This is a genomic window from Neomicrococcus aestuarii (assembly GCF_014201135.1).
Taxonomy (GTDB): Bacteria; Actinomycetota; Actinomycetes; order Actinomycetales; family Micrococcaceae; genus Neomicrococcus; species Neomicrococcus aestuarii.
Map to the genome: position 1 here is coordinate 2715507 of NZ_JACHDR010000001.1, position 22016 is coordinate 2737522.

At 60.2% G+C, this 22016-nt stretch carries 24 protein-coding genes, 3 tRNA genes and 1 riboswitch; of the genes, 21 read left to right on the forward strand and 6 right to left on the reverse strand.

What is annotated here, in order from left to right; all coding sequences use genetic code 11:
- The first annotated feature begins 189 nt into the window (after positions 1 to 189).
- Entirely contained in the window at positions 190 to 1248 is a 1059-nt protein-coding gene (gene zapE, locus HD598_RS12410; protein ID WP_071893273.1) for a cell division protein ZapE, read from the forward strand.
- Positions 1249 to 1263: 15 nt separating this feature from the next.
- On the opposite strand, the gene HD598_RS12415 is transcribed toward zapE, so the two are convergent.
- The 5 genes from HD598_RS12415 to HD598_RS12435 form a co-directional block, all read right to left on the reverse strand.
- Positions 1264 to 2439 carry a benzoate/H(+) symporter BenE family transporter gene (locus tag HD598_RS12415; RefSeq protein ID WP_311539036.1) on the reverse strand — a complete coding sequence of 392 codons (1176 nt, stop codon included), beginning with the start codon at positions 2437 to 2439 and terminating at the stop codon, positions 1264 to 1266.
- A 124-nt stretch (positions 2440 to 2563) separates the two neighbouring features.
- Complete coding sequence (locus tag HD598_RS12420) at positions 2564 to 2863, reverse strand: antitoxin (protein ID WP_071893275.1); 300 nt, start codon at positions 2861 to 2863, stop codon at positions 2564 to 2566.
- 139 nt (positions 2864 to 3002) lie between these two features.
- Positions 3003 to 3077: transfer RNA gene (locus tag HD598_RS12425), tRNA-Val, on the reverse strand.
- 30 nt (positions 3078 to 3107) lie between these two features.
- Positions 3108 to 3178, reverse strand: a tRNA-Cys gene (locus tag HD598_RS12430).
- Between the two features lie 61 nt (positions 3179 to 3239).
- A tRNA-Gly gene (locus HD598_RS12435) sits at positions 3240 to 3313 on the reverse strand.
- A 352-nt stretch (positions 3314 to 3665) separates the two neighbouring features.
- On the opposite strand from HD598_RS12435, the gene HD598_RS12440 reads away from it, so the two are divergent.
- The 13 genes from HD598_RS12440 (at position 3666) to hisF (ending at position 15037) form a co-directional block, all read left to right on the forward strand.
- Positions 3666 to 4535 (forward strand): PD-(D/E)XK nuclease family protein, encoded by an 870-nt coding sequence (locus HD598_RS12440; RefSeq protein ID WP_183666283.1) that lies wholly within the window; start codon positions 3666 to 3668, stop codon positions 4533 to 4535.
- An 87-nt stretch (positions 4536 to 4622) separates the two neighbouring features.
- Entirely contained in the window at positions 4623 to 5213 is a 591-nt protein-coding gene (gene def / locus HD598_RS12445; RefSeq protein ID WP_071893277.1) for a peptide deformylase, read from the forward strand.
- A gap of 3 nt (positions 5214 to 5216) precedes the next feature.
- Positions 5217 to 6146 carry a methionyl-tRNA formyltransferase gene (fmt, locus tag HD598_RS12450; protein WP_183666285.1) on the forward strand — a complete coding sequence of 310 codons (930 nt, stop codon included), beginning with the start codon at positions 5217 to 5219 and terminating at the stop codon, positions 6144 to 6146.
- Positions 6143 to 7708 (forward strand): RsmB/NOP family class I SAM-dependent RNA methyltransferase, encoded by a 1566-nt coding sequence (locus tag HD598_RS12455; RefSeq protein ID WP_183666287.1) that lies wholly within the window; start codon positions 6143 to 6145, stop codon positions 7706 to 7708. The genes fmt and HD598_RS12455 overlap by 4 nt, the downstream gene beginning before the upstream one ends.
- Positions 7708 to 8379 (forward strand): ribulose-phosphate 3-epimerase, encoded by a 672-nt coding sequence (gene rpe / locus HD598_RS12460; protein WP_071893280.1) that lies wholly within the window; start codon positions 7708 to 7710, stop codon positions 8377 to 8379. Before HD598_RS12455 ends, rpe begins: the two co-directional genes overlap by 1 nt.
- Positions 8380 to 8420: 41 nt before the next feature.
- Positions 8421 to 8564, forward strand: a riboswitch (FMN riboswitch).
- A gap of 125 nt (positions 8565 to 8689) precedes the next feature.
- The gene (gene pnuC, locus HD598_RS12465; protein WP_071893281.1) at positions 8690 to 9403 is read left to right on the forward strand and encodes a nicotinamide riboside transporter PnuC; all 714 of its coding nucleotides are present in this window, start codon (positions 8690 to 8692) and stop codon (positions 9401 to 9403) included.
- The gene (gene ribD, locus HD598_RS12470) at positions 9400 to 10497 is read left to right on the forward strand and encodes a bifunctional diaminohydroxyphosphoribosylaminopyrimidine deaminase/5-amino-6-(5-phosphoribosylamino)uracil reductase RibD (RefSeq protein ID WP_183666289.1); all 1098 of its coding nucleotides are present in this window, start codon (positions 9400 to 9402) and stop codon (positions 10495 to 10497) included. Before pnuC ends, ribD begins: the two co-directional genes overlap by 4 nt.
- A gap of 7 nt (positions 10498 to 10504) precedes the next feature.
- Positions 10505 to 11173, forward strand: a complete 669-nt coding sequence (locus HD598_RS12475) for a riboflavin synthase (RefSeq protein WP_183666291.1) — start codon at positions 10505 to 10507, stop codon at positions 11171 to 11173.
- Positions 11174 to 11175: 2 nt separating this feature from the next.
- Positions 11176 to 12519, forward strand: coding sequence for a 3,4-dihydroxy-2-butanone-4-phosphate synthase (ribB, locus tag HD598_RS12480; RefSeq protein WP_183666293.1), 1344 nt, complete (start codon positions 11176 to 11178; stop codon positions 12517 to 12519).
- A complete protein-coding gene (gene ribH / locus HD598_RS12485) occupies positions 12519 to 12992 on the forward strand; it encodes a 6,7-dimethyl-8-ribityllumazine synthase (RefSeq protein WP_071893285.1) in 474 nt (157 codons plus the stop codon). Before ribB ends, ribH begins: the two co-directional genes overlap by 1 nt.
- A gap of 82 nt (positions 12993 to 13074) precedes the next feature.
- Complete coding sequence (locus HD598_RS12490) at positions 13075 to 13338, forward strand: phosphoribosyl-ATP diphosphatase (RefSeq protein ID WP_071895084.1); 264 nt, start codon at positions 13075 to 13077, stop codon at positions 13336 to 13338.
- Positions 13339 to 13395: 57 nt separating this feature from the next.
- Positions 13396 to 14244 carry an ATP phosphoribosyltransferase gene (gene hisG / locus HD598_RS12495; RefSeq protein ID WP_183666295.1) on the forward strand — a complete coding sequence of 283 codons (849 nt, stop codon included), beginning with the start codon at positions 13396 to 13398 and terminating at the stop codon, positions 14242 to 14244.
- Positions 14245 to 14266: 22 nt separating this feature from the next.
- On the forward strand, positions 14267 to 15037 hold the full coding sequence (hisF, locus tag HD598_RS12500; RefSeq protein ID WP_071893287.1) for an imidazole glycerol phosphate synthase subunit HisF: 771 nt from the start codon (positions 14267 to 14269) through the stop codon (positions 15035 to 15037).
- A gap of 54 nt (positions 15038 to 15091) precedes the next feature.
- Here the strand turns inward: hisF and HD598_RS12505 are convergent, their stop codons facing one another.
- Positions 15092 to 15736 carry a TIGR03085 family metal-binding protein gene (locus HD598_RS12505; protein WP_071893288.1) on the reverse strand — a complete coding sequence of 215 codons (645 nt, stop codon included), beginning with the start codon at positions 15734 to 15736 and terminating at the stop codon, positions 15092 to 15094.
- 157 nt (positions 15737 to 15893) lie between these two features.
- On the opposite strand from HD598_RS12505, the gene hisI reads away from it, so the two are divergent.
- From hisI to trpA, 7 genes are all read left to right on the forward strand, one after another.
- The gene (gene hisI, locus HD598_RS12510) at positions 15894 to 16286 is read left to right on the forward strand and encodes a phosphoribosyl-AMP cyclohydrolase (RefSeq protein ID WP_311539037.1); all 393 of its coding nucleotides are present in this window, start codon (positions 15894 to 15896) and stop codon (positions 16284 to 16286) included.
- On the forward strand, positions 16286 to 17917 hold the full coding sequence (locus HD598_RS12515; RefSeq protein WP_183666297.1) for an anthranilate synthase component I: 1632 nt from the start codon (positions 16286 to 16288) through the stop codon (positions 17915 to 17917). The genes hisI and HD598_RS12515 overlap by 1 nt, the downstream gene beginning before the upstream one ends.
- On the forward strand, positions 17914 to 18522 hold the full coding sequence (locus HD598_RS12520) for a Trp biosynthesis-associated membrane protein (protein ID WP_183666299.1): 609 nt from the start codon (positions 17914 to 17916) through the stop codon (positions 18520 to 18522). Before HD598_RS12515 ends, HD598_RS12520 begins: the two co-directional genes overlap by 4 nt.
- Positions 18523 to 18653: 131 nt before the next feature.
- Complete coding sequence (locus HD598_RS12525) at positions 18654 to 18920, forward strand: HGxxPAAW family protein (protein ID WP_183666301.1); 267 nt, start codon at positions 18654 to 18656, stop codon at positions 18918 to 18920.
- Positions 18921 to 18922: 2 nt separating this feature from the next.
- Positions 18923 to 19747: an indole-3-glycerol phosphate synthase TrpC gene (trpC, locus tag HD598_RS12530; protein ID WP_183666303.1), complete on the forward strand. Its 825-nt coding sequence runs from the start codon at positions 18923 to 18925 to the stop codon at positions 19745 to 19747.
- 125 nt (positions 19748 to 19872) lie between these two features.
- Entirely contained in the window at positions 19873 to 21201 is a 1329-nt protein-coding gene (trpB, locus tag HD598_RS12535; RefSeq protein ID WP_183666305.1) for a tryptophan synthase subunit beta, read from the forward strand.
- Positions 21201 to 22013 carry a tryptophan synthase subunit alpha gene (gene trpA / locus HD598_RS12540; protein ID WP_071893294.1) on the forward strand — a complete coding sequence of 271 codons (813 nt, stop codon included), beginning with the start codon at positions 21201 to 21203 and terminating at the stop codon, positions 22011 to 22013. Before trpB ends, trpA begins: the two co-directional genes overlap by 1 nt.
- Positions 22014 to 22016 lie beyond the last annotated feature (3 nt).

Genomic DNA, 22016 nt, shown 5'->3' on the forward strand with positions numbered 1-22016 from the left:
TAACGCGGTTCTTCCCTCCAGCCTAACGAGCACGGGCCCGAAACTCTTCCCGCATTGCGTATTGAGAGCTAGCGCACCACGATTTTCGGGAGTCCCGTAAAATTACTGAAAGCCGGTTGCACGCGTGCTTCCGGTATTCCCGCTGGTTCTCACATGTGGTGAGAAAAATCGAAAGAAGGCGCCCACCTCGTGGAGAGCATCATTCACCTCGCCGATCGTCACCCGCAAGTAACCGTTGAGGAGTTGGTAGCGGGTCTGCGTCCTTCGCCACGCTTCGGGGAAGTGTCTTTCGATTCCTACATTCCAGACCCCAACCAGCCCACTCAGGCGGCTGCCGTCACGGCGCTGCGCAACTTCGCTGCAAGCGTTGGTGGGGGCAAGTCCGAGGGTGGCTTCTTTGGCAAGCTCTTCGGCGGATCGAAGAACAACGCCAAGGACAAGACCGCAGGCATCTACCTCGACGGTGGATTCGGTGTGGGTAAGACCCACCTCTTGGCATCCTTGTGGCACGCGGCTCCAGGTCCGAAGGCGTTTGGCACCTTCGTGGAATACACCAACCTCGTCGGCGCGCTGTCCTTCCGCAAGGCAGTCGACATGCTGTCCACCTACAAGCTGGTGTGCATTGACGAGTTCGAACTCGACGACCCCGGGGACACCGTGTTGATGTCCCGGTTGATGCGTGAGCTCGCGGATGCGGGCGTCAAAATTGCCGCCACCTCGAATACTTTGCCCGGTTCGTTGGGCGAAGGCCGTTTTGCGGCCGTGGATTTCAAGCGCGAAATTCAGGTGCTTGCGGATCAGTTCACCGTGTTGCGGATTGATGGCGAGGATTACCGTCACCGTGGCTTGCCGGCGGCACCGCAGCCGATTGACGACGACGCAGCACTCGAATTCGCACAGTCTCGCTACCCGGGTCGCGTGATCTCCGAAGACGACTTCTCAACTCTCATTGAGCACCTGTCTACCGTCCACCCCAGCCGATACCGCCAGTTCATTGATGGCATCGACGTGATGGTGCTCCACAATGTGCACACGATTACCGCCCAGAACGTGGCGCTTCGCTTTGTAGTGCTGGCCGACCGCCTCTACGACCGCGATGTGCCCATCATCGCCAGCGGCGCTCCTTTCGATCAGCTCTTCACCGAAGAGATGATGAACGGTGGCTACATGAAGAAGTACTACCGCACCGTCTCTCGCATGACCGCATTGGCCCGTGAAGGAACGCTCGTTACAGCCGACGAATCCTAAGCATCATTCTGGGATCTAGACGCGTCGCTCAATGAGCGTGCGGACCACCAGTCCGCCTACCAACGCCCAAAAAGCGGCGCCCAATCCGGCCACGGTGAGACCGGATGCAGCAATGAGGAAGGTCAGCAGTGCCGAAAGGCGCTGCTGGGGATCGCTGAACGCGCTCGCAGCGGACGAGCCGAGAGTACCTAAAAGCGCGAGCCCGGCGGCCGCCGGAATGAGCCCTTCCGGTGAGCCCGCCGAAATCGCGACGATAGCTCCGCTCACCAAGCCCAAAAGAATGTAAGAGACTCCGGAGCTCACGCCCGCAATCCACCGCCGAGCCGGATCGGGACCAGCCTCATCGCCAGCAGCTAGGGCCGCGGAGATTGCCGCCAGATTGATGGCGTGCCCGCCCGCGAAAGAGCCGGCAACGCTTCCGGCGCCCGTAGCGATCATCGAGGCGCTCCACGGAGCGTTATATCCAAAACTCTTGAGCACCGCCATGCCAGGGACATTCTGCGAAGCCATTGTCACGATGAACAAGGGCAACGCGATGCCCGTGATGGCCCCCCATGAAAACTGCGGAACCACCCACTCAAGGTGGGGGAGTAGTGTCAGCGAGCCTGCGGCGTCGTCCTTCATAGCAACCGAAACCACCGCAATACCCAACGCGACCGCCATGGCGGCCGGTACAGACCACCGCGGCGCAAACGCGAGTACCACTAGCCACACCACCAGCACCGGGCCAACAAACTGAGGAATAGTTCCGAGGGCCGTAAACGGCACCAAGCAAAGCTGCAACAAGACGCCCGCGAGCATCGCCTGAGCAATCTTCTCCGGAATCGCCGCGATGAGCCTGCCCAGCGGGGGAATCAAGCCCGTCAGCATGATCAGTGCGCCAGACACCAAGAAGGCGCCCACCGCCTCGTTCCAACCGAACTGTGCTCCACCTGCGCCCACCAGCAGTGCTGAACCGGGGGTTGACCATGCGGTAGTGATGGGCATGCGGGTGATCCAGGACAAAACCACGCCACAGACGGCCTGCGTCAGAATCAGCGCCAAGAGACCGGACGCCGCTTGAGCTTGGTTGGCCCCCACAGCTTGCAGGCCGGAGAGGACCACCGCGAAGGAGGAGAGATATCCCACCAAAGCGGTGATGACGCCTGCGAGGATCGGTTGGGACCAGCGTGAAGTGGAAACAGAAGACACGCTTCACAACACTAGCCACAGAATGTTTCGTGTGAGTGAAATGACAAATGCCAGCCCCGCCTCTCGGCAGTGCTGGCATTCGTTTGTCGTGCTCGTAGGCCTCAAGCGGCCGTCAGACTACAGACTAGAAAGTAGAAGAGCTCCCTTGCTTGAAGTCACCATCGGTGTCCTCAGCAGTTGGCTTAGGTGCCTCGGGGGTTTCAGCGGCTCCAGTTTTGCCCGACTCTGCTTTATCGACAAAGTCGTTTGCAGCGCCCTGGACTTTGTTCACGGTGTCCGTAAACTTGCCGCCGGTCTTCTCATCGACGAAGTCGCCTGCGCTTCCAACAGCACCGCGAATCTTATCCGCGTTGTTGGCTGCGAGGTCAGTCGCCTTTTCTACGAGTTGATCGGCCTTGCCCTTGAGCTCGTCAAATACAGACAAAGGCCACCTCCTTTCCCCAGTGGGAATCTGCATGATTCCCGACACACAAGAAAGCATATATGCAAATAAAGTGATTGGGGGATCCGATGAGAAAAGAATCGGGCAACACAAAAACCCCGGTAAAACCGGGGGTTTTGAATGGTGGGCGATACTGGGTTCGAACCAGTGACCTCTTCCGTGTCAGGGAAGCGCGCTACCGCTGCGCCAATCGCCCATAAGGGGTTGCAAGGTCCTTAGTAATGCGAGGTGGGGACGGGATTCGAACCCGCGTAAACGGCTTTGCAGGCCGGTGCCTCGCCTCTCGGCCACCCCACCGTGGCCCTGACAGGTTTCCCGGCCCTGGGCTGAACGTGTCCGTCCAGTTCGGTGACTTGCGAGCGGACAACGGGATTCGAACCCGCGACCTCCACCTTGGCAAGGTGGCGCTCTAGCCAGCTGAGCTATGTCCGCGTGTGGTTTTCACCGCCAGATTCTTCGATTTCTCGGAACCGTTTGGTGCTTTCCAACGAGGTAAAACTCTATACGAGAAATCGTGATTTCACAAAATCGGGAGTTCTTGGCGATTCGAGGGTCTTCAAAAACCCCGGAAATTCAAGGATTTTTTGGGTGCTCCGGAGTGTGGAAAGTGGGTCTCAGTTGGGCTTTCTCGAAAAATCCTTTTCGTGTTCTGCGTCACAGAATCCAGAGAACTTCATGGTGGGCTGAGTGAGGGGTGCTTCAGATCCATCTGCGACTTCAACTGAGTTCCGCGGATTCGTCGCGCAGACATCTAGGTGTCAGGGGCAAGTGAAAGAATCTAGGTATGACTTCACCCTTGCTTGCCCAAAACACGGAATTCGGACGCATGTACGCGCGCCAAGCCAACGGCGTTCCCGAGGTTCCGTCCATCACCACGGTCATTGGGCAGGCCGCCACGGACATGGACGGTTGGGTGGGACACATGGCTGCCACGGCCGTGATCCAAGACCAGCGCCTCGCCGAATGCGTGGGAAACCAGGCCAAGCTCAAAGCAATTGCTCGTCAGGCGTCCTCTGCGGCGGTCGAATACCGGGATGCGGCGGCTCGGCGAGGGGACCGTGTGCACTTCTACGCTGAGAACATCGCTCTTCGGGCTATGGGTAAGCCGCATCAGAGCGTTCAAGCTCGCGAGACCCTCAAAGAGAACGGCGAGGGCGCCTTCGCTGATCGTTTCGACGAGTGGTGGGAGCAATTCCGTGTGCGCCCACTTGCCGCCGAAGTGACGGTCTGGAACAGCGAAGTCGGCTACGCCGGAACGCTGGACTTGGTCGCTGAAATCGCAGGTCGCATTTGCTTGATTGACTACAAAACCAAGGGCACCGACCGCAACGGACGCGCAAAATCACTCGATCCCAAAGTGGTCATGCAGCTGACTGCAGGCTTGAAAGCCCAGGAAATTTCCGTGGATCCTGCAGCGGGCAGGTGGGACGAATGGCCCTATCCCAAGGACGCCATGCTTCTAGGAGTTGCCCTCGGGGAGACCGAAGTAGTGCCCATGATGGCGGAGCCTCACGTCCTTCCCGCTTACTGGAGACGCTTCTGGGCGCTGCGGCAAGTGTGGGAGTCCAACGTTGCTACCGCCGGTCTAGGTCACCCGCTACGAGCGGTGCCAGCTCCGCCGGCTGCTGCGCCTGCCGCTGAACCTCACGCTTAGGGGACCGCGCGCACCGAGACTCCCACTGCGTAAGTTCTGACGGATCCGCCTAAACTGGACAGTCCCAGCGAAAGGAAACAACTCTCCATGGCAGTTCTCCCGGTCCGTATTGTGGGCGATCCCATTCTGCGAAGCACCACCAGCCCCGTCACCACTTTTGACGCACACCTGGCGAAGCTCGTTGAGGACATGTTCGAGACCATGGATGACGTGGGAGGCGTTGGACTCGCTGCCACCCAAGTAGGGGTTGACCTGCAGATTTTTACTTTCGACACGGATGGATTGCGTGGCTACGTGATCAACCCCGTGCTCGAAATTGGCGAGGAACTTCAGAACCAGCGCCAAGAGGGCTGCCTGTCCGTTCCCGGTCTTGGATTCCACTTGCCTCGCGCGCAGTGGGCAAAAGTCACTGGCGTAGACGTCAACGGAGAGCCCGTCACTTATGAAGGCGAGGGCCTGACCGCGCGGTGCCTTCAGCATGAATTTGATCACTTGCAAGGGATGCTCTACATCGATCGGCTCGAAGGCGAAGACAAGAAGACCGCGTTCCGCACCATTCGCAACCGCAGCTACAACAACGTCGCGGACCAGACGCAGGCTAAGCGCAGCGCAACGTTGGGCACTTCTTTCGCTGCGTCCTCGTCCTCCGCTTTTGGCCAACCCGCGGAAGGGAACTAACCCGTGAAAGTTCTGTTCGCAGGTACTCCGGACGTCGCAGTCCACAGCCTCAACGCCCTCGTGGACGCCGGTTTCGACGTGGTCGGTGTGTTGACGCGTGAGGACGCACCCGTGGGTCGCAAGAAAGACCTCACCCCCTCAGTTGTCGCCCAGCGCGCGGCGGAGTTGGGTTTGAACATCATCAAAGCCAACCGCATGAGCGAGGACGTGGCCCAGCAGATTCGTCAGCTGGCGCCAGACGTTGCCGCCGTGGTGGCTTTCGGGGTCATTTTGCCCAAGTACGCGTTGGAGATTCCGCGACTTGGCTGGATCAATCTTCACTTCTCCTTGTTGCCGGCGTGGCGCGGGGCTGCCCCCGTGCAGCACGCCATCATGAACGGCGATGACATCACGGGCGCTTCCACGTTCCGCATTGATGAGGGCTTGGATACCGGTGAAGTGTTTGGAACGCTGACCGAATCGATTCGTCCCGAGGACACTGCCGGTGAGCTCTTGGGCCGGCTCGCCGAGTCAGGTGCCGTGTTGTTGACGCAGACTCTCTCTGGCCTTGACGCGGGTGCGCTTACGGGCGTACCGCAGCGCGGCGATGTGAGTCTTGCACCGAAAATTTCTCTCGAGGATGCCCGCGTGGATTGGAAGGCCCCGGCCCTGGTGATTCGCCGCCGCATCAACGGTGTGACGCCGGCGCCGGGCGCGTGGACCACGCTAGGGGAGCAGCGCTTCAAGATTTCGGACTCGGTCCCGGCTCCTGACGTGCGCGACCTCGCACCAGGGGAGGTTCGCGTCGACGGCAGCAAGAAGGCGCGAGTCGTCGTGGGCACGGGGTCCTATGGTCTTGAGTTGATTACGGTTCAGCCGCCAGGCAAGAAAATGATGGCGGCATCAGATTGGGCGCGCGGACTGGGCGCAGAAAACGTAAGGTTTGAAGCATGAATTACGACGGCGCAGCTCGCCACAGCAACTCCTCTCGCCGCGACGCCGCAGGTAGAGAGAGAAATCGCGGCTTTGGCGAAAAGCGGCAGTACAGTGCCGCGGCTCCGTCCCAGCGCAAGCGCTCGTCCGATCCGGCACGCCTCACGGCGTTCCAGGTGTTGCGCGCGGTCTCGGGCGAGGACGCGTACGCGAACCTCGTCTTGCCGCGAAAGATTCGCGAGAACCACCTCAATAAGCTCGACGCCGGTTTCGCGACGGAACTGACCTACGGAGCGCTTCGCGAGCAGGGACTCTACGACGCTGTCTTGCAGACGTGCGTGGATCGCCCGCTGGCTTCGCTCGATGCGCCCGTTCTGGACGCTTTGCGATTGGGTGCTCACCAGCTTCTGTCGATGCGCGTTCCAGCGCACGCCGCTTTGGATGAGATGGTCTCCCTGGTTCGCTCTCAAGTGGGCACGGGGCCTTCGGGACTCGTCAATGCCGTGCTCCGCAAGGTGTCCCTGAAGTCGCGCGAAGAGTGGGTTGAACAGCTCACCGCGGACATTTCGGATGACTCGCAGGTCATGGCCATCACGCACAGCCACCCCGAGTGGATTGTGCGCGCTTTCCGGCAATCGCTCGTAGCTCACGGCCGCGATGTTGCTGAGCTTGAAGAGCTCCTCGAAGCGGACAACGACGCCCCTGTGGTGAACCTCGTAGCCCTTCCCGGCATCGGGGACTTGGGCGAGGTCTACGAACTTGGCGGGCGCAAGGGCAAATTCGTGCCCGGCTCCGCATACTACGAAGCCGGCGACGTCGGACGCATCAACGCCGTACGTGCGGGAACCGTTCGCGTGCAGGACGCTGGATCTCAGGCGGTCGCTCGAGCGCTCGCTGAAGTGGAACTTCCTTCGGGGTCCTCCGATTCAGAATGGTTGGATCTGTGCGCCGGACCAGGTGGAAAGGCCTCGCTTCTCGCAGCGCTCGCTGCTCAGCGTGACGCGTTCTTGACCGCTAACGAGCCACAGTCCCACCGTGCGGACTTGGTAGAAGATGCGTTGAACGCGGTCCCTCAAGACGCATGGCAAGTCACCGAAATGGATGGCCGCGACTACGGTCAGGGTCAAACTGAGCGACTCTTCGATCGCATCATGGTGGATGCCCCTTGTAGCGGACTGGGCGCGCTGCGTCGTCGTCCTGAAGCGCGCTGGCGGAAGACGCTCGCCGACGTTGCTGAACTCACCACCCTGCAATCTGGACTCCTGGACTCGGCACTGAAGGCCGTGCGCGTAGGGGGCGTCGTAGCCTACGTAACGTGCTCGCCGCACCCGGCGGAAACCGTCGCCATCGTGGAGGACGCCATCAAGCGGAACCCGCAGCTCCGTGTCCTCGACACCGCGGCAGCGTTGAACTCGGTGATCCTGACCGCACCGGTAGCGCCCGGACACCAGTACAGCTCCGCTGCTGCAAGCGCGTCCGAATGGAGCGGAAACTCGATTCAGCTGTGGCCACACGCGAACAAGACGGACGCCATGTTCATGACGCTTTTGACCATCGACGAACCCACCACCTCGGAGGACTAATGTCCGGTTGCGCCATCCACCCCAGCATTCTGTCCGCCGACTTTGCTCGGCTCGCTCAAGAATTGGATCGCATCGCCAGTGCGGACGCGGTCCACGTGGACGTCATGGATAACCACTTCGTTCCCAACCTCACGCTGGGTCTGCCGGTAGTGGACGCCATTTCCAAGGCAACCCCACTGCCGCTGGATATTCACTTGATGATTGAAGACCCGGACCGTTGGGCACCCGCATATGCGGACCTTGGAGTGGATTCGGTGACGTTCCACGCGGAAGCGGCGAAGGCGCCCGTGCGGCTAGCCCGCGAGCTACGCGCCCGCGGAACCAAATCCGCCATGGCGCTCAAGCCAGCCACCGCACTCGAGCCGTACTTGGACATGCTTCCTGAGGTGGACATGCTCTTGCTCATGACCGTGGAGCCAGGCTTCGGAGGCCAGCCGTTCCTTGACTTGGTGATCCCGAAGATTCAGCGGGCGCGCAAGGCTATCGACGGGTCCGGCGCCACTATTGCGCTGCAAGTAGACGGCGGAATTACCAACGAAACCATCGTCCGGGCAGCAGCCGCCGGCGCAGACACGTTCGTGGCAGGATCCAGCGTGTACGGGGCCGCCGACGCCGCCGACGCAATCTCTGAGTTGCGCAACAATGCGCAACGAAAGGATGCATTGGAATAAAGATCAAAGTTTTGTGCTTGAATACACAGAACACAAAAAATTACGTGCTCCGGGGTCGGTGTAATTCCGAACCGGCGGTATAGTCCGCGAACCACTGGGCGTTCTCGTGCAAACGAGGATAAACAGCGGCTGAACTGGTGAAATTCCAGTACCGACAGTTAAAGTCTGGATGGGAGAAGCACGTGCTGAAACAGCCCACTGCCGCAACCGGTGGTGGACGTTTCAGTGACAGGACTCTTTGTTCTTGCACCGAAACTTTTGCTGAGCAGTCGTATCCCCCGGAGCCGCCGCGGCTTTACAGGAGGATAAATTGGATTTTCTGCGGTGGCTCATTGACCTTTTCAATGCATACATTCCCGTAGGCGGAAGCGCACTCTTGGTGCGCGAAGTCGTGGGTAACATCTTTGGACTCGCATCCGCGCTCGGCGGCATGCGCCGTAAAGTCTGGGCTTGGCCCGTAGGAATCATCGGCAACGCTTTGTTGCTGACAGTGTTCCTCGGAAGCCTCTTCGGATCAGACCAGTCCGCCAATCTTTTGGGCCAAGCAGGCCGTCAAATCATGTTCATCGCCGTGTCCGTCTACGGATGGAAGCGATGGAAAGAATCTAAGAACAACGCTGGCGCAGCCATCACCCCGCAGTGGGCAAGCAACCGCGTTCGTCTCGGCATGGTCGCTTTCATGATCATCGGCACCGTAGCTCTCACCCCTCTCTTCACCGCTCTGGGTTCCTATGACCCCGTTTGGGCTGACGCCTGGACCTTCGTTGGATCCTTGTTGGCGACCTACGGAATGGCTAAGGGCTGGGTTGAATTCTGGCTGGTCTGGGTGGCTGTCGATGTGGTGGGCGTACCGCTCTTGTTCTCGGCTGGCTACTACGCGTCCGCGTTTATGTACTTGTTCTACGGCGTCTTCACGCTCATCGGATTCTTTGTTTGGTGGCGTGCCAAGAACAACGAGAAGCCGCAAGTGGAAACGGTCCTCCCAGACCCCACCGTGCAGCGTGCCGTGAATGATGCGTCATGAGTTTCCCCCTCACTGCAGAATCCACCCAGCAACTCCTCGATGCGGCGCTAGAACAGGCCAAAAACGGTGTGCGAGGCGTAAATCCCCTCGTGGGAGCCGTCATCGCCGATGCGCAGGGTGACATTCTGGCCACTGGCTTTCACCGGGGTGCTGGAACGCCTCACGCTGAAGCGGATGCGCTTCATAATCTGGCGCAACTCCTAGGCAAGGCGCTGACCGCGGGGCAGGATCAGACTATTGACCCGGCAACGCTGACCATGTTTGTCACGCTCGAACCGTGCAACCACTTTGGGCGGACCGGCCCGTGCTCGCACGCCATTGTGGACGCGGGAATTGGCCGCGTGGTTTACGCGGTCGCTGATGCTACGGACCACGCCGCCGGCGGGGCCAGCTACCTCAAAGAGCACGGCGTTGAGGTGATGGACGGTGAGCAGCTCAACCCCGAATGGGCAAGAGCATCCCGCGAGTTGAACGCCCGCTGGTTCCAAGCACAAAATCAGCAGCGTCCCTTCACCACCTTGCATTTGGCGCAAACCTTGGACTCCAACATCGCAGCAAGCGATGGCACCAGCCAGTGGATCACCGGCGCCGAATCACGCGAACACAGCCACGTGATTCGGTCCCGGGCAGACGCCATCATTGTGGGAACCGGAACCATCGTCGCGGACAACCCGCAGCTCACTGCTCGGGACAGCGCGGGGGAGCTTTATCCCAAGCAACCCGTGCGGGTCGCCATGGGCCTGCGGGAAATCCCGGCTGATGCCCGCATTCGCGATCACGGGGAGTTCATGCACCTTCCCACTCGCGATCCTGCGGAAGTCCTTGAAGCCCTCACGCAAAAAGGCATCTCCCACGCCATGATCGAAGGTGGCTCCAGCATCGCCACTGCCTTCTTGGCGGCGGACTTAGTCGACGAAATCTGGCTCTATCAAGCACCCAAGCTCCTGGGTAGCGGTATCTCCGCACTGAAGGATTTGGGCATCTCCACACTGAGCGAAGCACTCGAATTTGAGCTCGATGATGTCGACGGACCAGCCGTGCGGCAACTCGGCACCGATGTGCTCCTTCACCTCACCCCACGCAACGAAAAGTAGGACACCAATGTTTACCGGAATTGTGAGCGGCAAAGGCCGCGTAGAAGCGATCCACCCCGTGGACGGCACTGACGCCGTCGTCTTGACCCTGACGGTCCCTGGCCACGCCGATGATCTTGGCCTCGGCGGTTCCATCGCCGTCAACGGCGTCTGCCTCACCGCCACCAGCATCAACGGTGACGTCATTGACGTTGACGTGATGGGGGAGACCCTCCAGCTCACCACTGTGGGCACCCTCAAAGCGGGCGACAGCGTCAACTTGGAACGGTGCGTACCCGTGGGCGGGCGCTTCGACGGCCATGTTGTTCAGGGTCACGTTGACGGAACCGGCGAGCTCCTCGAACGCGAAGATGAGGGCAACTGGCAGCGACTGCGCTTCTCCGTCCCCGCGGACCTCGCACGCTTTGTCGCGCGAAAAGGCTCCATCGCCATCGACGGCATTTCCTTGACCGTCACCGCGGTTTCTTTCGCTACCGAACCGCTCCAGTGGTTCGAAGTAGGCGTTATCCCCACCACCTTGCGAGATACCGTGCTGGGAGATCGTGTGGAAGGCGACCGCGTCAACCTCGAAGTAGACGTGATGGCTAAGTACGCCGAGCGCCGCGCAAGCTTTGAAAATCTGACCCCAGCTGCGTCGTCGTCCTCTGAAGCGACGAGCGCCAAGGCAGGGAACTAACCATGAGCGAGACAACGGACAGCAACGAGATCACGCTGGACCCGGTCGAGGACGCGATCGCCGCGATCGCCGCTGGTCGCGCCGTGGTTGTGGTGGATGACGAGGACCGCGAGAACGAAGGCGACATCATCTTCGCAGCGGCCCACGCCACCACCGCGCTCATGGCCTGGACCATCCGTCACACCTCCGGCGTCATTTGTGTGCCGATGGGAGGCGATCTCGCGGACAAGCTGGAACTTCCGCCCATGGTTCAGGTCAACCAGGACGCCAAGGGCACCGCGTACACGGTCTCGTGCGACGCCGCCCACGGTGTGAGCACCGGTATTAGCGCGGCGGATCGTGCGTTGACGGCCAAGACGCTCGCGAATCCTGCCGCGAAGCCATCGGACATCACCCGCCCGGGACACATCTTCCCGCTGCGTGCGGTGGATGGGGGCGTCTTGCAGCGCCGCGGCCACACGGAGGCATCCGTGGACTTGTGTGCGCTCGCAGGCGTGGAACCGGTGGGTGTGATCGCTGAGATCGTCCACGACGATGGCGAAATGATGCGATTGCCAGCCCTGCGCGAGTTCGCGAACGAGTTCAACATTCCCCTCATCAGCATTGAGGACTTGGTGGCCTACCGCGAATCGCTGGGGGATAAGAGCCTGAGCAGTGACCTCGAAGCGGTCGTCACGGGCGGTCCCACCGTCTCCCTTCCAACCCCGCACGGCACATTCACGGTGCAAGCGTGGGTGGAGCACCGCTCCGGCGTTGAGCACTTCTCGTTGTCCGCACCGGGCGCGGGAACGGCGGAAGGATCCACTACGACGACGCAGCTTGCGTCAGAGCCGCACCTTCGGCACGTGCGCATCCACTCAGAATGCCTGACCGGCGATGTGTTTGGTTCCTACCGTTGCGATTGTGGCGAACAGCTTGACGCCGCGTTGGAAATCGTTGCTAAAGAAGGCGGAACTGTCCTGTACTTGCGGGGTCAAGAAGGTCGCGGCATTGGCTTGGCCAACAAGATCCGTGCCTACGCACTGCAGGACCAAGGGGCGGACACGGTGGAAGCCAACGAACAGCTCGGGCTGCCCGTGGATGCTCGCAACTTCGACGCCGCAGCAGCGATCTTGCACCAGCTGGGACACGAACAGATTCGCCTGGTTACGAACAACCCCACGAAATCTGAGTCGTTGCTGGCCGCGGGAATTGACGTGGTCGAGAACGTCGAGCTTCCCATCCCTGCCCGCGCAGAGAACGAGCGCTACTTGCGCACCAAGCGCGAGCGCATGCACCACCGCTTAGCGGACGAAGTCTTCACCTCAACAGCAGTTACACCTACCCCCAGCATTGGAGAGAAATAATGAGCGGACACGGAGCCCCTGAGGCAAACCTGCAGAACCTGACGGCAGCCGGAGAAAAGGGCCTGACCGTGGCTATCATCGCCTCGAGCTGGCACACCCAAGTCATGAACGGTCTGATCGACGGCGCGCAGCGCGCAGCCGCCGACGCCGGCGTCACGGCAGAACTCATTCGAGTCCCGGGATCTTTCGAACTCCCGGTCGCCGCTGCCCGTTTGGCGCCACGCTTTGACGCGGTAGTTGCGCTGGGCGTGGTGATTCGAGGCGGCACCCCGCACTTCGACTTCGTGTGTGCAGGCGCCACCAACGGGCTCATGGACGTGGCCGTGACCACCGGAAAGCCCGTAGGTTTCGGTCTTTTGACGTGCGATACCGAAGAACAAGCGATCGACCGCGCAGGGCTCCCCGGATCCGCTGAAGACAAGGGCTACGAAGCCATGGCAGCCGCGCTAGAGACCGCCGTCGTCCTCGCTTAGTGCTACCTTCGAGACTGAGCGAACCGTCACACTCCGCCCCGCAGTGCGTGGGTGGAGTGTGATTGCGACTAATCTTGTTGAAGTGAAAACCTTTGACTCCCTGTTTGAAGAGCTGACTGCTAAAGCTGCCGCGCGCCCTGAAGGCTCCGGCACCGTCAAACAACTGGACGCGGGAGTTCATGCGATCGGCAAGAAGGTTGTAGAAGAAGCCGCTGAAGTGTGGATGGCCGCAGAATTCCAGAGCAATGACGAAGCTGCAGAGGAAATCTCGCAGCTGTTGTACCACGTGCAGGTCATGATGATCGCTAAGGGCTTGACCCTCAACGACGTCTACAAGCATCTCTAAACTGCGCTCCCGACTTCCCGTCCAAAAATTTTTCTAAGCCGTTTCAAGGATTCAACAATGTTGAGAATCGCTGTTCCAAACAAGGGTGCGCTCTCCGAAGCCGCCCAAAAAATGCTGACCGAGTCCGGATACCGCCAGCGCCGCGACAACCGCGAGCTGGTCATGGAAGACCACGAGAACGGTGTGGAATTCTTCTACCTTCGCCCTCGAGACATCGCTGTCTACGTTGGCAAGGGCATCTTGGACATTGGTATTACCGGCCGTGACTTGCTCATGGACTCCGGCGCCAACGTGGATGCTGAAGAAATCATGCAGTTGGGCTTGGGCGTTTCCTCGTTCCGATTCGCCGCTCCGGTGGGATCGTTCACGAACGCTCAAGAGCTCAACGGCAAGCGTATTGCCACAAGCTATGACAACCTCTTGCGCGAATACCTGACTCAAGAAGGAATCACCGCGAGCGTGGTCCGTCTTGATGGCGCCGTGGAGTCCTCGGTGCGTTTGGGTGTTGCGGACGCTATCGCGGACGTCGTGGAGACCGGCAACACCTTGCGTGCTGCAGGCATGGAAGTTTTCGGCGACCCGATCCTTCGCTCCGAGGCCGTGCTGATTGGCCGCCGCGGACATCAGCCAGCCGGACTTGAAGTTCTCAAGCGCCGCTTGCAGGGCGTCTTGGTTGCCCGCCGCTACGTGATGCTGGACTACGACGTTCCAACCGAGCTCGTTGAGCAGGCCACCGCGTTGACGCCGGGACTGGAATCGCCCACCATTTCGCCACTTCACGATTCGAAGTGGATGGCAGTGCGCGCCATGGTTCGCCAGCAGGAAACCAACCGCATCATGGATGATTTGTATGACATCGGTGCGCGCGCGATCCTGGTGAGCCAGATCCACGCTTGCCGTATCTAAGTACTCTTCGAAGGGCTTTCTCATGAGCGTTGCTATTCGTGTCATCCCGTGCCTCGATGTTGACGAGGGACGCGTGGTGAAGGGCGTGAACTTCGAAGGCTTGCGAGACGCCGGCGATCCGCTGGAACTTGCGAAGCGTTACAACGAGGCCGGCGCGGATGAAATCACGTTCTTGGATGTCACCGCCTCTAGCGGCGATCGTGAGACCACCTTCGATGTAGTTCGGCGCACCGCTGAGCAAGTATTCATTCCGCTCACCGTGGGTGGCGGCGTGCGTTCGGTGGAGGACGTGGATCGGCTGCTGCGCGAAGGCGCTGATAAGGCTTCCATCAACACGGCTGCCGTGAAGCGTCCCGAGGTCATCAACGAGATCACTCAACGCTTTGGCTCTCAGGTGCTGGTGCTATCGCTCGATGCGCGCCGTACGGACAACCCCGATGTTCCTTCTGGCTTTGAGGTCACCACGCACGGTGGCCGAACGGGCACTGGGATGTGCGCGGTGCAGTGGGCGAAGGACGCGGCCGAGCGTGGCGTGGGTGAGATCCTGTTGAACTCGATCGACGCCGACGGCACCAAGGACGGGTTTGACCTAGAGATGATCCGCGCCGTGCGCGCTGCCGTGAAGGTGCCCTTGATTGCTTCGGGCGGGGCCGGAGCTCCGGAACACTTCCCGCCTGCGATCGAAGCAGGAGCGGATGCGGTGCTTGCAGCGTCCATTTTCCACTTCGGTCCCGTGGACATGATCGCTAAGGTCAAGGACGCTATCCGGGCGCACGGTTACCCCGTTCGCTAGTTCTGGAATGACGACGACGCCGCGTGCGGTGAGCGCGCGGGTGCGGGTGATCCGTTAGCCCAGTGGGGATTCAAGATGGGTGAGTTTCTTGATGGCCTCGGGGTTGCCTTCAAAGGTCACGAGCGCATGTTCCTGCCGCCCGTGCGAGTGCATGATGAGTTCGCCCACGTGTCCTGTGATGGCTACGGATTCTTTGCCCTTTTTCGCCACGAATCGCACGCCGTCGCGGCGGACTAGGATCACGCCGACCGGGCTCTTTGCGTACAACAGCTTGGAGCGTTGCTTGAGGTCTTCCCAGAGCGCTTCAACGTAATCCTCGTCCAGGTGTCGAGGAGCCCAGCGGCTGCGCGCGCGGCGCACGTCTTCCGTGTGCACGAAGTATTCCAGGAGGTTCGCGGCGCGTTCTACGCGGCGAATGCGAAAAGGCGAGAAGCGTGTGGGGCCAGCGCGGAACTGATTGACGAGATCAAGGTAAGACGGAAGGTCTCTTGCGCGCGCGGCGAGTTCTTCAAGCTTGGACTCCAGCGGTGCCCGCAGGAACGGGACTACAAGTCCGGCAGAAAGCGCGGAATTTTCGCGGAGTAATAGGTGCGCAGCGAGGTGGCGTGACGTCCACCCTTCGCACAGTGTGTCCGCGTCTGGTCCAACTGAAACCAGAACATCGGCCAGAGCCTCTCGAGAAGTGTCAACGTATCGCATCTCGTGAAACGTAACACGGATACCTATGCTCTGCTGGTGATTTCACTATTTGTCGGCAAGAACTCCTATTACTACTTGGCAAGCACGGAGGGGCTCTCAACCGCTACTAGAATGGACAAGATGCCCGCCGCCACCTCGCGCACTGGAAGAAGTACTCGTGTCTGAATCTGTTCAAGATGTCCTTGACCCATCTCTTGCTGAGAAGTTGGTTTTCAACGACGCCGGATTGATCCCGGCGATCGTGCAGCAATACGATTCCAAAGAAGTGCTCATGATGGGCTGGATGGACGATATTGCTCTCGCGAGAACCCTCACCACCGGTCGAGTGTGGTTCTATTCGCGTTCTCGCCGCGAGTACTGGCGCAAGGGTGACACCTCAGGTCACGTGCAATACGTCAAGTCTGCCGCGATGGACTGTGACGCTGATGTCCTACTCATCACCGTTGACCAGATTGGCGTGGCCTGCCACACCGGAACCCGTACGTGCTTTACGGGCCGCGAACTCGAGGTAGTTGTTGGAAACGCCGATCAGGCTGAGGAGACAAAGTAATGCAGCGCCTTGGCGAAATTTTCCCCACGCGTGAAGGCTTCCGCGAGCTCGCGAAGGACCGTCGCGTAGTACCCATCAGCATGCGCATTTTGGGGGACACTTACACTCCCATTTCGCTGTACTCAAAGCTGGCGCAAAGCCGTCCCGGCACGTTCTTGATGGAGTCTGCCGCAGCTGGCGGCGTGTGGAGCCGCTACTCTTTCATCGGCGTAAATTCGCCAGCCACGCTGACCAGCAAAGATGGCGCCGCCTACTGGATGGGCGAGGTGCCTGTGGGCGTGCCGACCGAAGGTATAAGCGTCGAGGTTCTGCGTGACACCGTCGCTGCACTGAAGTCCAAGCCGTTGCCCGGCCTCCCTACCTTGACCTCCGGAATGGTGGGATTCGTGGGCTGGGAAGCCGTTCGCCATTGGGAGAAACTTCCCAACCCACCGCACGATGATCTTCACTTGCCGGAAATTGCGATGATCCTCGTAGGGGACATGGCTGTTCACGACAACACGGACGGCACCGTCACCCTCATTGCGAACGCCATCAACTTTGATGGCACGGACGAGCACATGGACACCGCCTATGACGCCGCGCTGGACCGTCTCGCCGAGATGCTCGACCGACTCAACGCTCCAGGCCACGAGGCTGCCGTGGTGCTCACCGGTCACGACATTGAGCGCGAAGAACTCTTGAAGACCATCACGCATTCGTGGGATGAGAAGTCCTACCAAGACGCTATTCGCGTGGGCAAGCAAGCCATCGTGGACGGTGAAGTTTTCCAGGTGGTGATCTCGCGCCGCTTTGAGCTGGAGACGGACGCCGCGCCGCTGGACATTTACCGTGTTCTGCGCGCCACCAACCCCAGCCCGTACATGTACATCTACACGTTCGAAAACCCGGGCGGTGGAGCGTATTCGATTGTGGGCTCGTCACCGGAAGCGCTCGTGACCCTCAACGATCGTCACGTCATCACGCACCCCATCGCCGGTTCCCGTCCGCGAGGAGCCACGTATGAAGAGGACCAGCTCCATGAGAAGGACCTCATCAACGATGAGAAGGAACGAGCCGAGCACTTGATGCTCGTGGATCTGTCCCGCAACGACCTCTCCAAGGTCTGCGAACCGGGCTCCGTGGAAGTCACTCAGTTCATGGAGGTTGAGCGTTTCAGCCACATCATGCACTTGGTCTCCAACGTGGTGGGGACCCTTCGCCCGGATGCCACGGCGTATGACACGCTCGCGGCGACGTTCCCGGCGGGTACGCTGTCCGGCGCTCCTAAGCCGCGCGCTTTGCGCTTGCTCGATGAGCTCGAGCCGCAGCGCCGCAGTGTTTACGGTGGCGTGGTGGGCTACTTCGATTTCGACGGCGACATGGACATGGCCATCACTATCCGTTCGGCCTTGGTCAAGGACGGACGCGCTTATGTTCAGGCCGGTGGTGGAATTGTTGCCGACTCAGTCATCGAAGCTGAAAGCCTCGAGAGCGTGAACAAGTCCGCGGCCCCCATACGCGCCGTCTATGCGGCAGGCTCCGTAAAGCACGCTACCTCGTACATCATTCGTGAGTATCGAGCAGCCGAAACTTCCCTGACGGTTGAGTCCTTATCGCTTGAGTCCCAGACAGCTGAAGGTGCCAAGTGACTTCTCGTCAGGTAACCCTCGGCTCCATTTTGGGGGCGCTCTTGGTGCTGGCTGCGGCCACCCAAACCTGGATTCACGTGGTCCCCACCTCCACCAGCGTGCGTCTTCCGGAGATTGATATTTCGGGGAACGACGCCGCCACTTCCGTTGCGGCGTTGAGCGTTGCGGCGCTGGCTGCCGCGGCTGCCGCTACGATCGCCCGCGTCGTGGGTCGCCGAATTATCGGCGTGATCTTGGCGCTTTCTGGGATCGGCATCATCGCCGCGACCTTCTCTGTCCTGTCCAACATCCAGGCTGCCGCAGCTACGACGGTCGGTGAGACGCTGGGTCAATCAGTGACCGAAGGCTCCTATACGCACACGTTTTGGCCTTATCTGGCCATCCTTGGAGCGGTGCTCGCATTTGCCGCTGGCATTGTCATGACGGTACGAGCGGGACGCTGGGCAGTCGACCGCCGTCACGCCCAGGGCGCCGAGCAGGCGCCTTCGCAAGCAGAGCTCTCACAGAAGGGTGCGGCTGCGTCGTCGTCCTCAAAAAATGAAAAGTGGGACGACATCGATAGCTGGGACAGCCTTTCCCGCGGCGACGACCCGACCGCAACATAGCCAGCCACTGCCAAAATAATGGCAGAATGTTTGTAAGTGTCGTGATGGGCCACAGTCCACGCACGGCCCAAGCACTTCACATCACTTAGTCACATCATCAGTACAAACCATCAGTTCAAGGAGCACCACGAATGAACACCCGTGCACAACAGGTTCTCGAACAGGAGATCGATCCGATGCATGCTGAGGCTGTAGGACACGGCAACTCGGTGGCCGCTTGGACCTGCATCGGCATCATGCTGATCGGCGTTCTGGTTGGTGCAATCGCCTTCGCACTGCACGCCCCTATTGGCGTACTCATCGGCGGCATCATTGTGGTGCTCGGCCTCGTTGCCGGATGGCTCATGGTCAAGGCCGGATACGGCGTAGGTGGCAGCAAGTCCAAGAACGCCCACTAAGCGTGACGGTTCTACAAAGCATCATTGACGGCGTTCGTGAAGATCTTGAAGGACGTCGCCTCACTGTCGACGAACGCGAGATCATCGAACTAGCGAGTGCTGCTACTCCCGCCTTGGACGCTTTCGCAGCTCTCGGCGGCCGCGAAGCCGGCGAAGATCGGGACCAGTCGGTTCGCATTATTTCCGAGGTCAAGCGCAAGTCTCCTTCCAAGGGTGCCCTCGCGGACATTCCAGAACCGGCAGCTCTTGCGTCCATGTACGAAGCTGGCGGAGCTTCCGTTATCTCCGTACTGACGGAAGAACGCCGTTTCGGTGGAAGCCTCACGGATCTAGACGCGGTGCGGGCTGCGGTAAGCATCCCTGTCCTCCGCAAGGACTTCATGGTGGAGCCGTATCAATTCTTCGAGGCTCGTGCTCACGGCGCGGACCTTGTGTTGTTGATTGTGGCCGCGCTGGATGATGCGAAGCTCGCAGAGTTCTTGGCGCTCACGCACCAGCTGGGCATGAACGCTCTCGTGGAAACCCACACTCCTGAAGAGATTCAGCGAGCCGTAGCCGTCGGCGCGAAGATCATCGGCGTGAACACGCGAAACCTCAAGACGTTAGACGTGGATATCACCACGTTCGGGGCGTTGAAGGATCTAATTCCTTCTGACCGTGTCATTGTGGCGGAGTCTGGAGTTCAAGAACTCGCGGATGTTCAACTGTATGGATCACAGGGTGCAGATGCCATTTTGGTGGGGGAGGCGCTCGTCAAGAGTGGCGATCCCGAGGCAACCGTGCGGGCATACCGTGAGGCAGCCACCGCTGCAAGAGCGGGTAAGTAACTACCGCTTCTTGACGCTGAGTTACAGCTCGGCATAAGTGCACTGAACGGCAACGTAAAGAGTCACGGCGCAATGATGCGTCACATCAAATTTTGAGTTTGAACAGAGATTGTCAGGATGACCTCATGAGCGAAAACACCACGTCACAACCAGCAGGCGGGGACTCCGCCGTCAAGGACTTCTTGGAAGGGCGCCGCAGCTTGCGGGACGCGCCAGGTCCGTACTTCGGCGCCTACGGTGGACGATGGATGCCAGAGTCCCTCATTGCTGCGCTCGATCAGCTCGAAGACACCTTTGAGAAGGCTAAAGCGGATCCGGAGTTCTTGGCGCAGGTCAGCGACCTGAATCGGAACTACGCCAACCGTCCTTCGCTACTCACCGAAGCCAAGCGACTCTCCGAGCACGCTGGTGGTGTGCGCATCTTCTTGAAGCGCGAAGATCTCAACCACACGGGATCTCACAAGATCAACAACGTGTTGGGTCAGGCTCTTCTGGCCAAGCGCATGGGCAAAACTCGCCTCATCGCCGAAACCGGTGCCGGTCAGCACGGCGTCGCCTCCGCGACCGCCGCTGCCTTGATGGGCATGGAGTGCGTGGTCTACATGGGTGCCGAAGACACTCGCCGCCAAGCGCTCAACGTTGCTCGCATGGAACTGCTCGGCGCCACTGTTATCCCCGTGACCGCCGGATCCCAGACCCTCAAGGACGCTATCAACGAAGCGTTGCGTGACTGGGTGACCAACGTAGACACCACCCACTACCTCTTGGGTACTGCCGCTGGAGCACACCCGTTCCCTACGTTGGTTCGCTACTTCCACCAAGTCATTGGCGACGAAGCCCGCGAGCAGATCATCGCCCAGGCTGGCCGCTTGCCGGACGCCGTAGCCGCTTGTATTGGCGGAGGCTCCAACGCCATTGGTATCTTCCACGGGTTCCTTGATGACCCTTCCGTGGAACTTTACGGATTTGAAGCTGGTGGCGACGGCGTCGAGACCGGCCGCCACGCAGCCACCATCACGTTGGGACGCCCCGGCGTGCTTCACGGCGCACGCTCCTACCTCATGCAGGATGAAGACGGCCAGACCGTTGAGTCGCACTCCATCTCCGCAGGCTTGGACTACCCAGGTGTGGGCCCTGAGCACTCCTACCTTTCAGACCTAGGCCGCGCTACGTACGAGCCCGTCACGGACACCGAAGCCATGGACGCTTTCCGGTTGCTTTGCCGGACCGAAGGCATCATTCCAGCCATCGAGTCCTCTCACGCTCTCGCGGGCGCTCTGCGCTTGGCTCACCGCTGGGTGGCCGAGGGCAAGAAGCCCGAAGAGCAGATCATCGTGGTCAGCCTGTCAGGCCGCGGCGATAAAGACGTTGCCACCGCCGCTGAGTGGTTCGGACTCTTGGATGAGAAGAACCCGGCAGAAGCAGCAGCTCAAAGCGAAGGCGAGGCAAAGTAATGACCGAGGTTTCTAATACACAGCTCCCCACCGTTCGGTCCGCCGCTGACGCCATCGAAAAGGCGCGCAGCGAAGGACGCCCCGCGCTGATTTGCTACTTGCCAGCAGGTTTCCCGGACGCTCAGACCACCATTGACGCCGCAGTGGCCATGGCCAAAAACGGCGCTGATGTCATCGAGATCGGCATCCCGTATTCGGATCCAGTCATGGATGGCGAAGTGATTCAGGCGGCCACGGTTCAGTCTTTGGCCAATGGCTTCCGCACCGCGCAGATCTTTGACATTGTTCGTGCGGTTACCGAGCAGTCCGACGCCGCGGTCTTGGTGATGACCTACTGGAACCCAGTAGTGCGCATGGGCGTTGACGAATTCGCGCGTCGCCTCGCTGAAGCTGGGGGAGCAGGACTCATTACCCCGGACCTGATTCCGGACGAAGCTGCCGAATGGTTTGAAGTTTCAGACAAGTACGGACTGGACCGCGTCTTCTTGGTGGCACCTAGCTCCACCCCCGAACGTATGGCCATGACCGTCAAAGCTAGCCGTGGATTCGTCTACTGCGTCTCCGTCATGGGAGTTACCGGAGCTCGTGACAACGTCTCAGCCGCAACACGCGCCGTCGTGGATCGCGCTCACGAAGCCGGCGCCGAGCGCGCTTGCGTGGGACTTGGAGTCTCCCGCCGCGAACACGTCGAGGAAATCGGCGCATACGCAGACGGCGTGATCGTCGGTACCGCCCTCGTAGCAGCACTTCGCGACCGCGGTGTTGAAGGCGTAGCTCAATTGACCGCAGAACTGTCAGGACGGACTCAGTAACTC

Coding starts and splice junctions, on each gene's coding strand:
- HD598_RS12440 (WP_183666283.1), top strand. CDS start 3,666: ATGACTTCACCCTTGCTTGCCCAAAACACGGAATTCGGACGCATGTAC.
- def (WP_071893277.1), top strand. CDS start 4,623: ATGGCAGTTCTCCCGGTCCGTATTGTGGGCGATCCCATTCTGCGAAGC.
- HD598_RS12455 (WP_183666287.1), top strand. CDS start 6,143: ATGAATTACGACGGCGCAGCTCGCCACAGCAACTCCTCTCGCCGCGAC.
- rpe (WP_071893280.1), top strand. CDS start 7,708: ATGTCCGGTTGCGCCATCCACCCCAGCATTCTGTCCGCCGACTTTGCT.
- ribD (WP_183666289.1), top strand. CDS start 9,400: ATGAGTTTCCCCCTCACTGCAGAATCCACCCAGCAACTCCTCGATGCG.
- HD598_RS12475 (WP_183666291.1), top strand. CDS start 10,505: ATGTTTACCGGAATTGTGAGCGGCAAAGGCCGCGTAGAAGCGATCCAC.
- ribB (WP_183666293.1), top strand. CDS start 11,176: ATGAGCGAGACAACGGACAGCAACGAGATCACGCTGGACCCGGTCGAG.
- ribH (WP_071893285.1), top strand. CDS start 12,519: ATGAGCGGACACGGAGCCCCTGAGGCAAACCTGCAGAACCTGACGGCA.
- hisG (WP_183666295.1), top strand. CDS start 13,396: ATGTTGAGAATCGCTGTTCCAAACAAGGGTGCGCTCTCCGAAGCCGCC.
- hisF (WP_071893287.1), top strand. CDS start 14,267: ATGAGCGTTGCTATTCGTGTCATCCCGTGCCTCGATGTTGACGAGGGA.
- HD598_RS12505 (WP_071893288.1), bottom strand. CDS start 15,736: ATGCGATACGTTGACACTTCTCGAGAGGCTCTGGCCGATGTTCTGGTT.
- HD598_RS12515 (WP_183666297.1), top strand. CDS start 16,286: ATGCAGCGCCTTGGCGAAATTTTCCCCACGCGTGAAGGCTTCCGCGAG.
- HD598_RS12525 (WP_183666301.1), top strand. CDS start 18,654: ATGAACACCCGTGCACAACAGGTTCTCGAACAGGAGATCGATCCGATG.
- trpB (WP_183666305.1), top strand. CDS start 19,873: ATGAGCGAAAACACCACGTCACAACCAGCAGGCGGGGACTCCGCCGTC.
- trpA (WP_071893294.1), top strand. CDS start 21,201: ATGACCGAGGTTTCTAATACACAGCTCCCCACCGTTCGGTCCGCCGCT.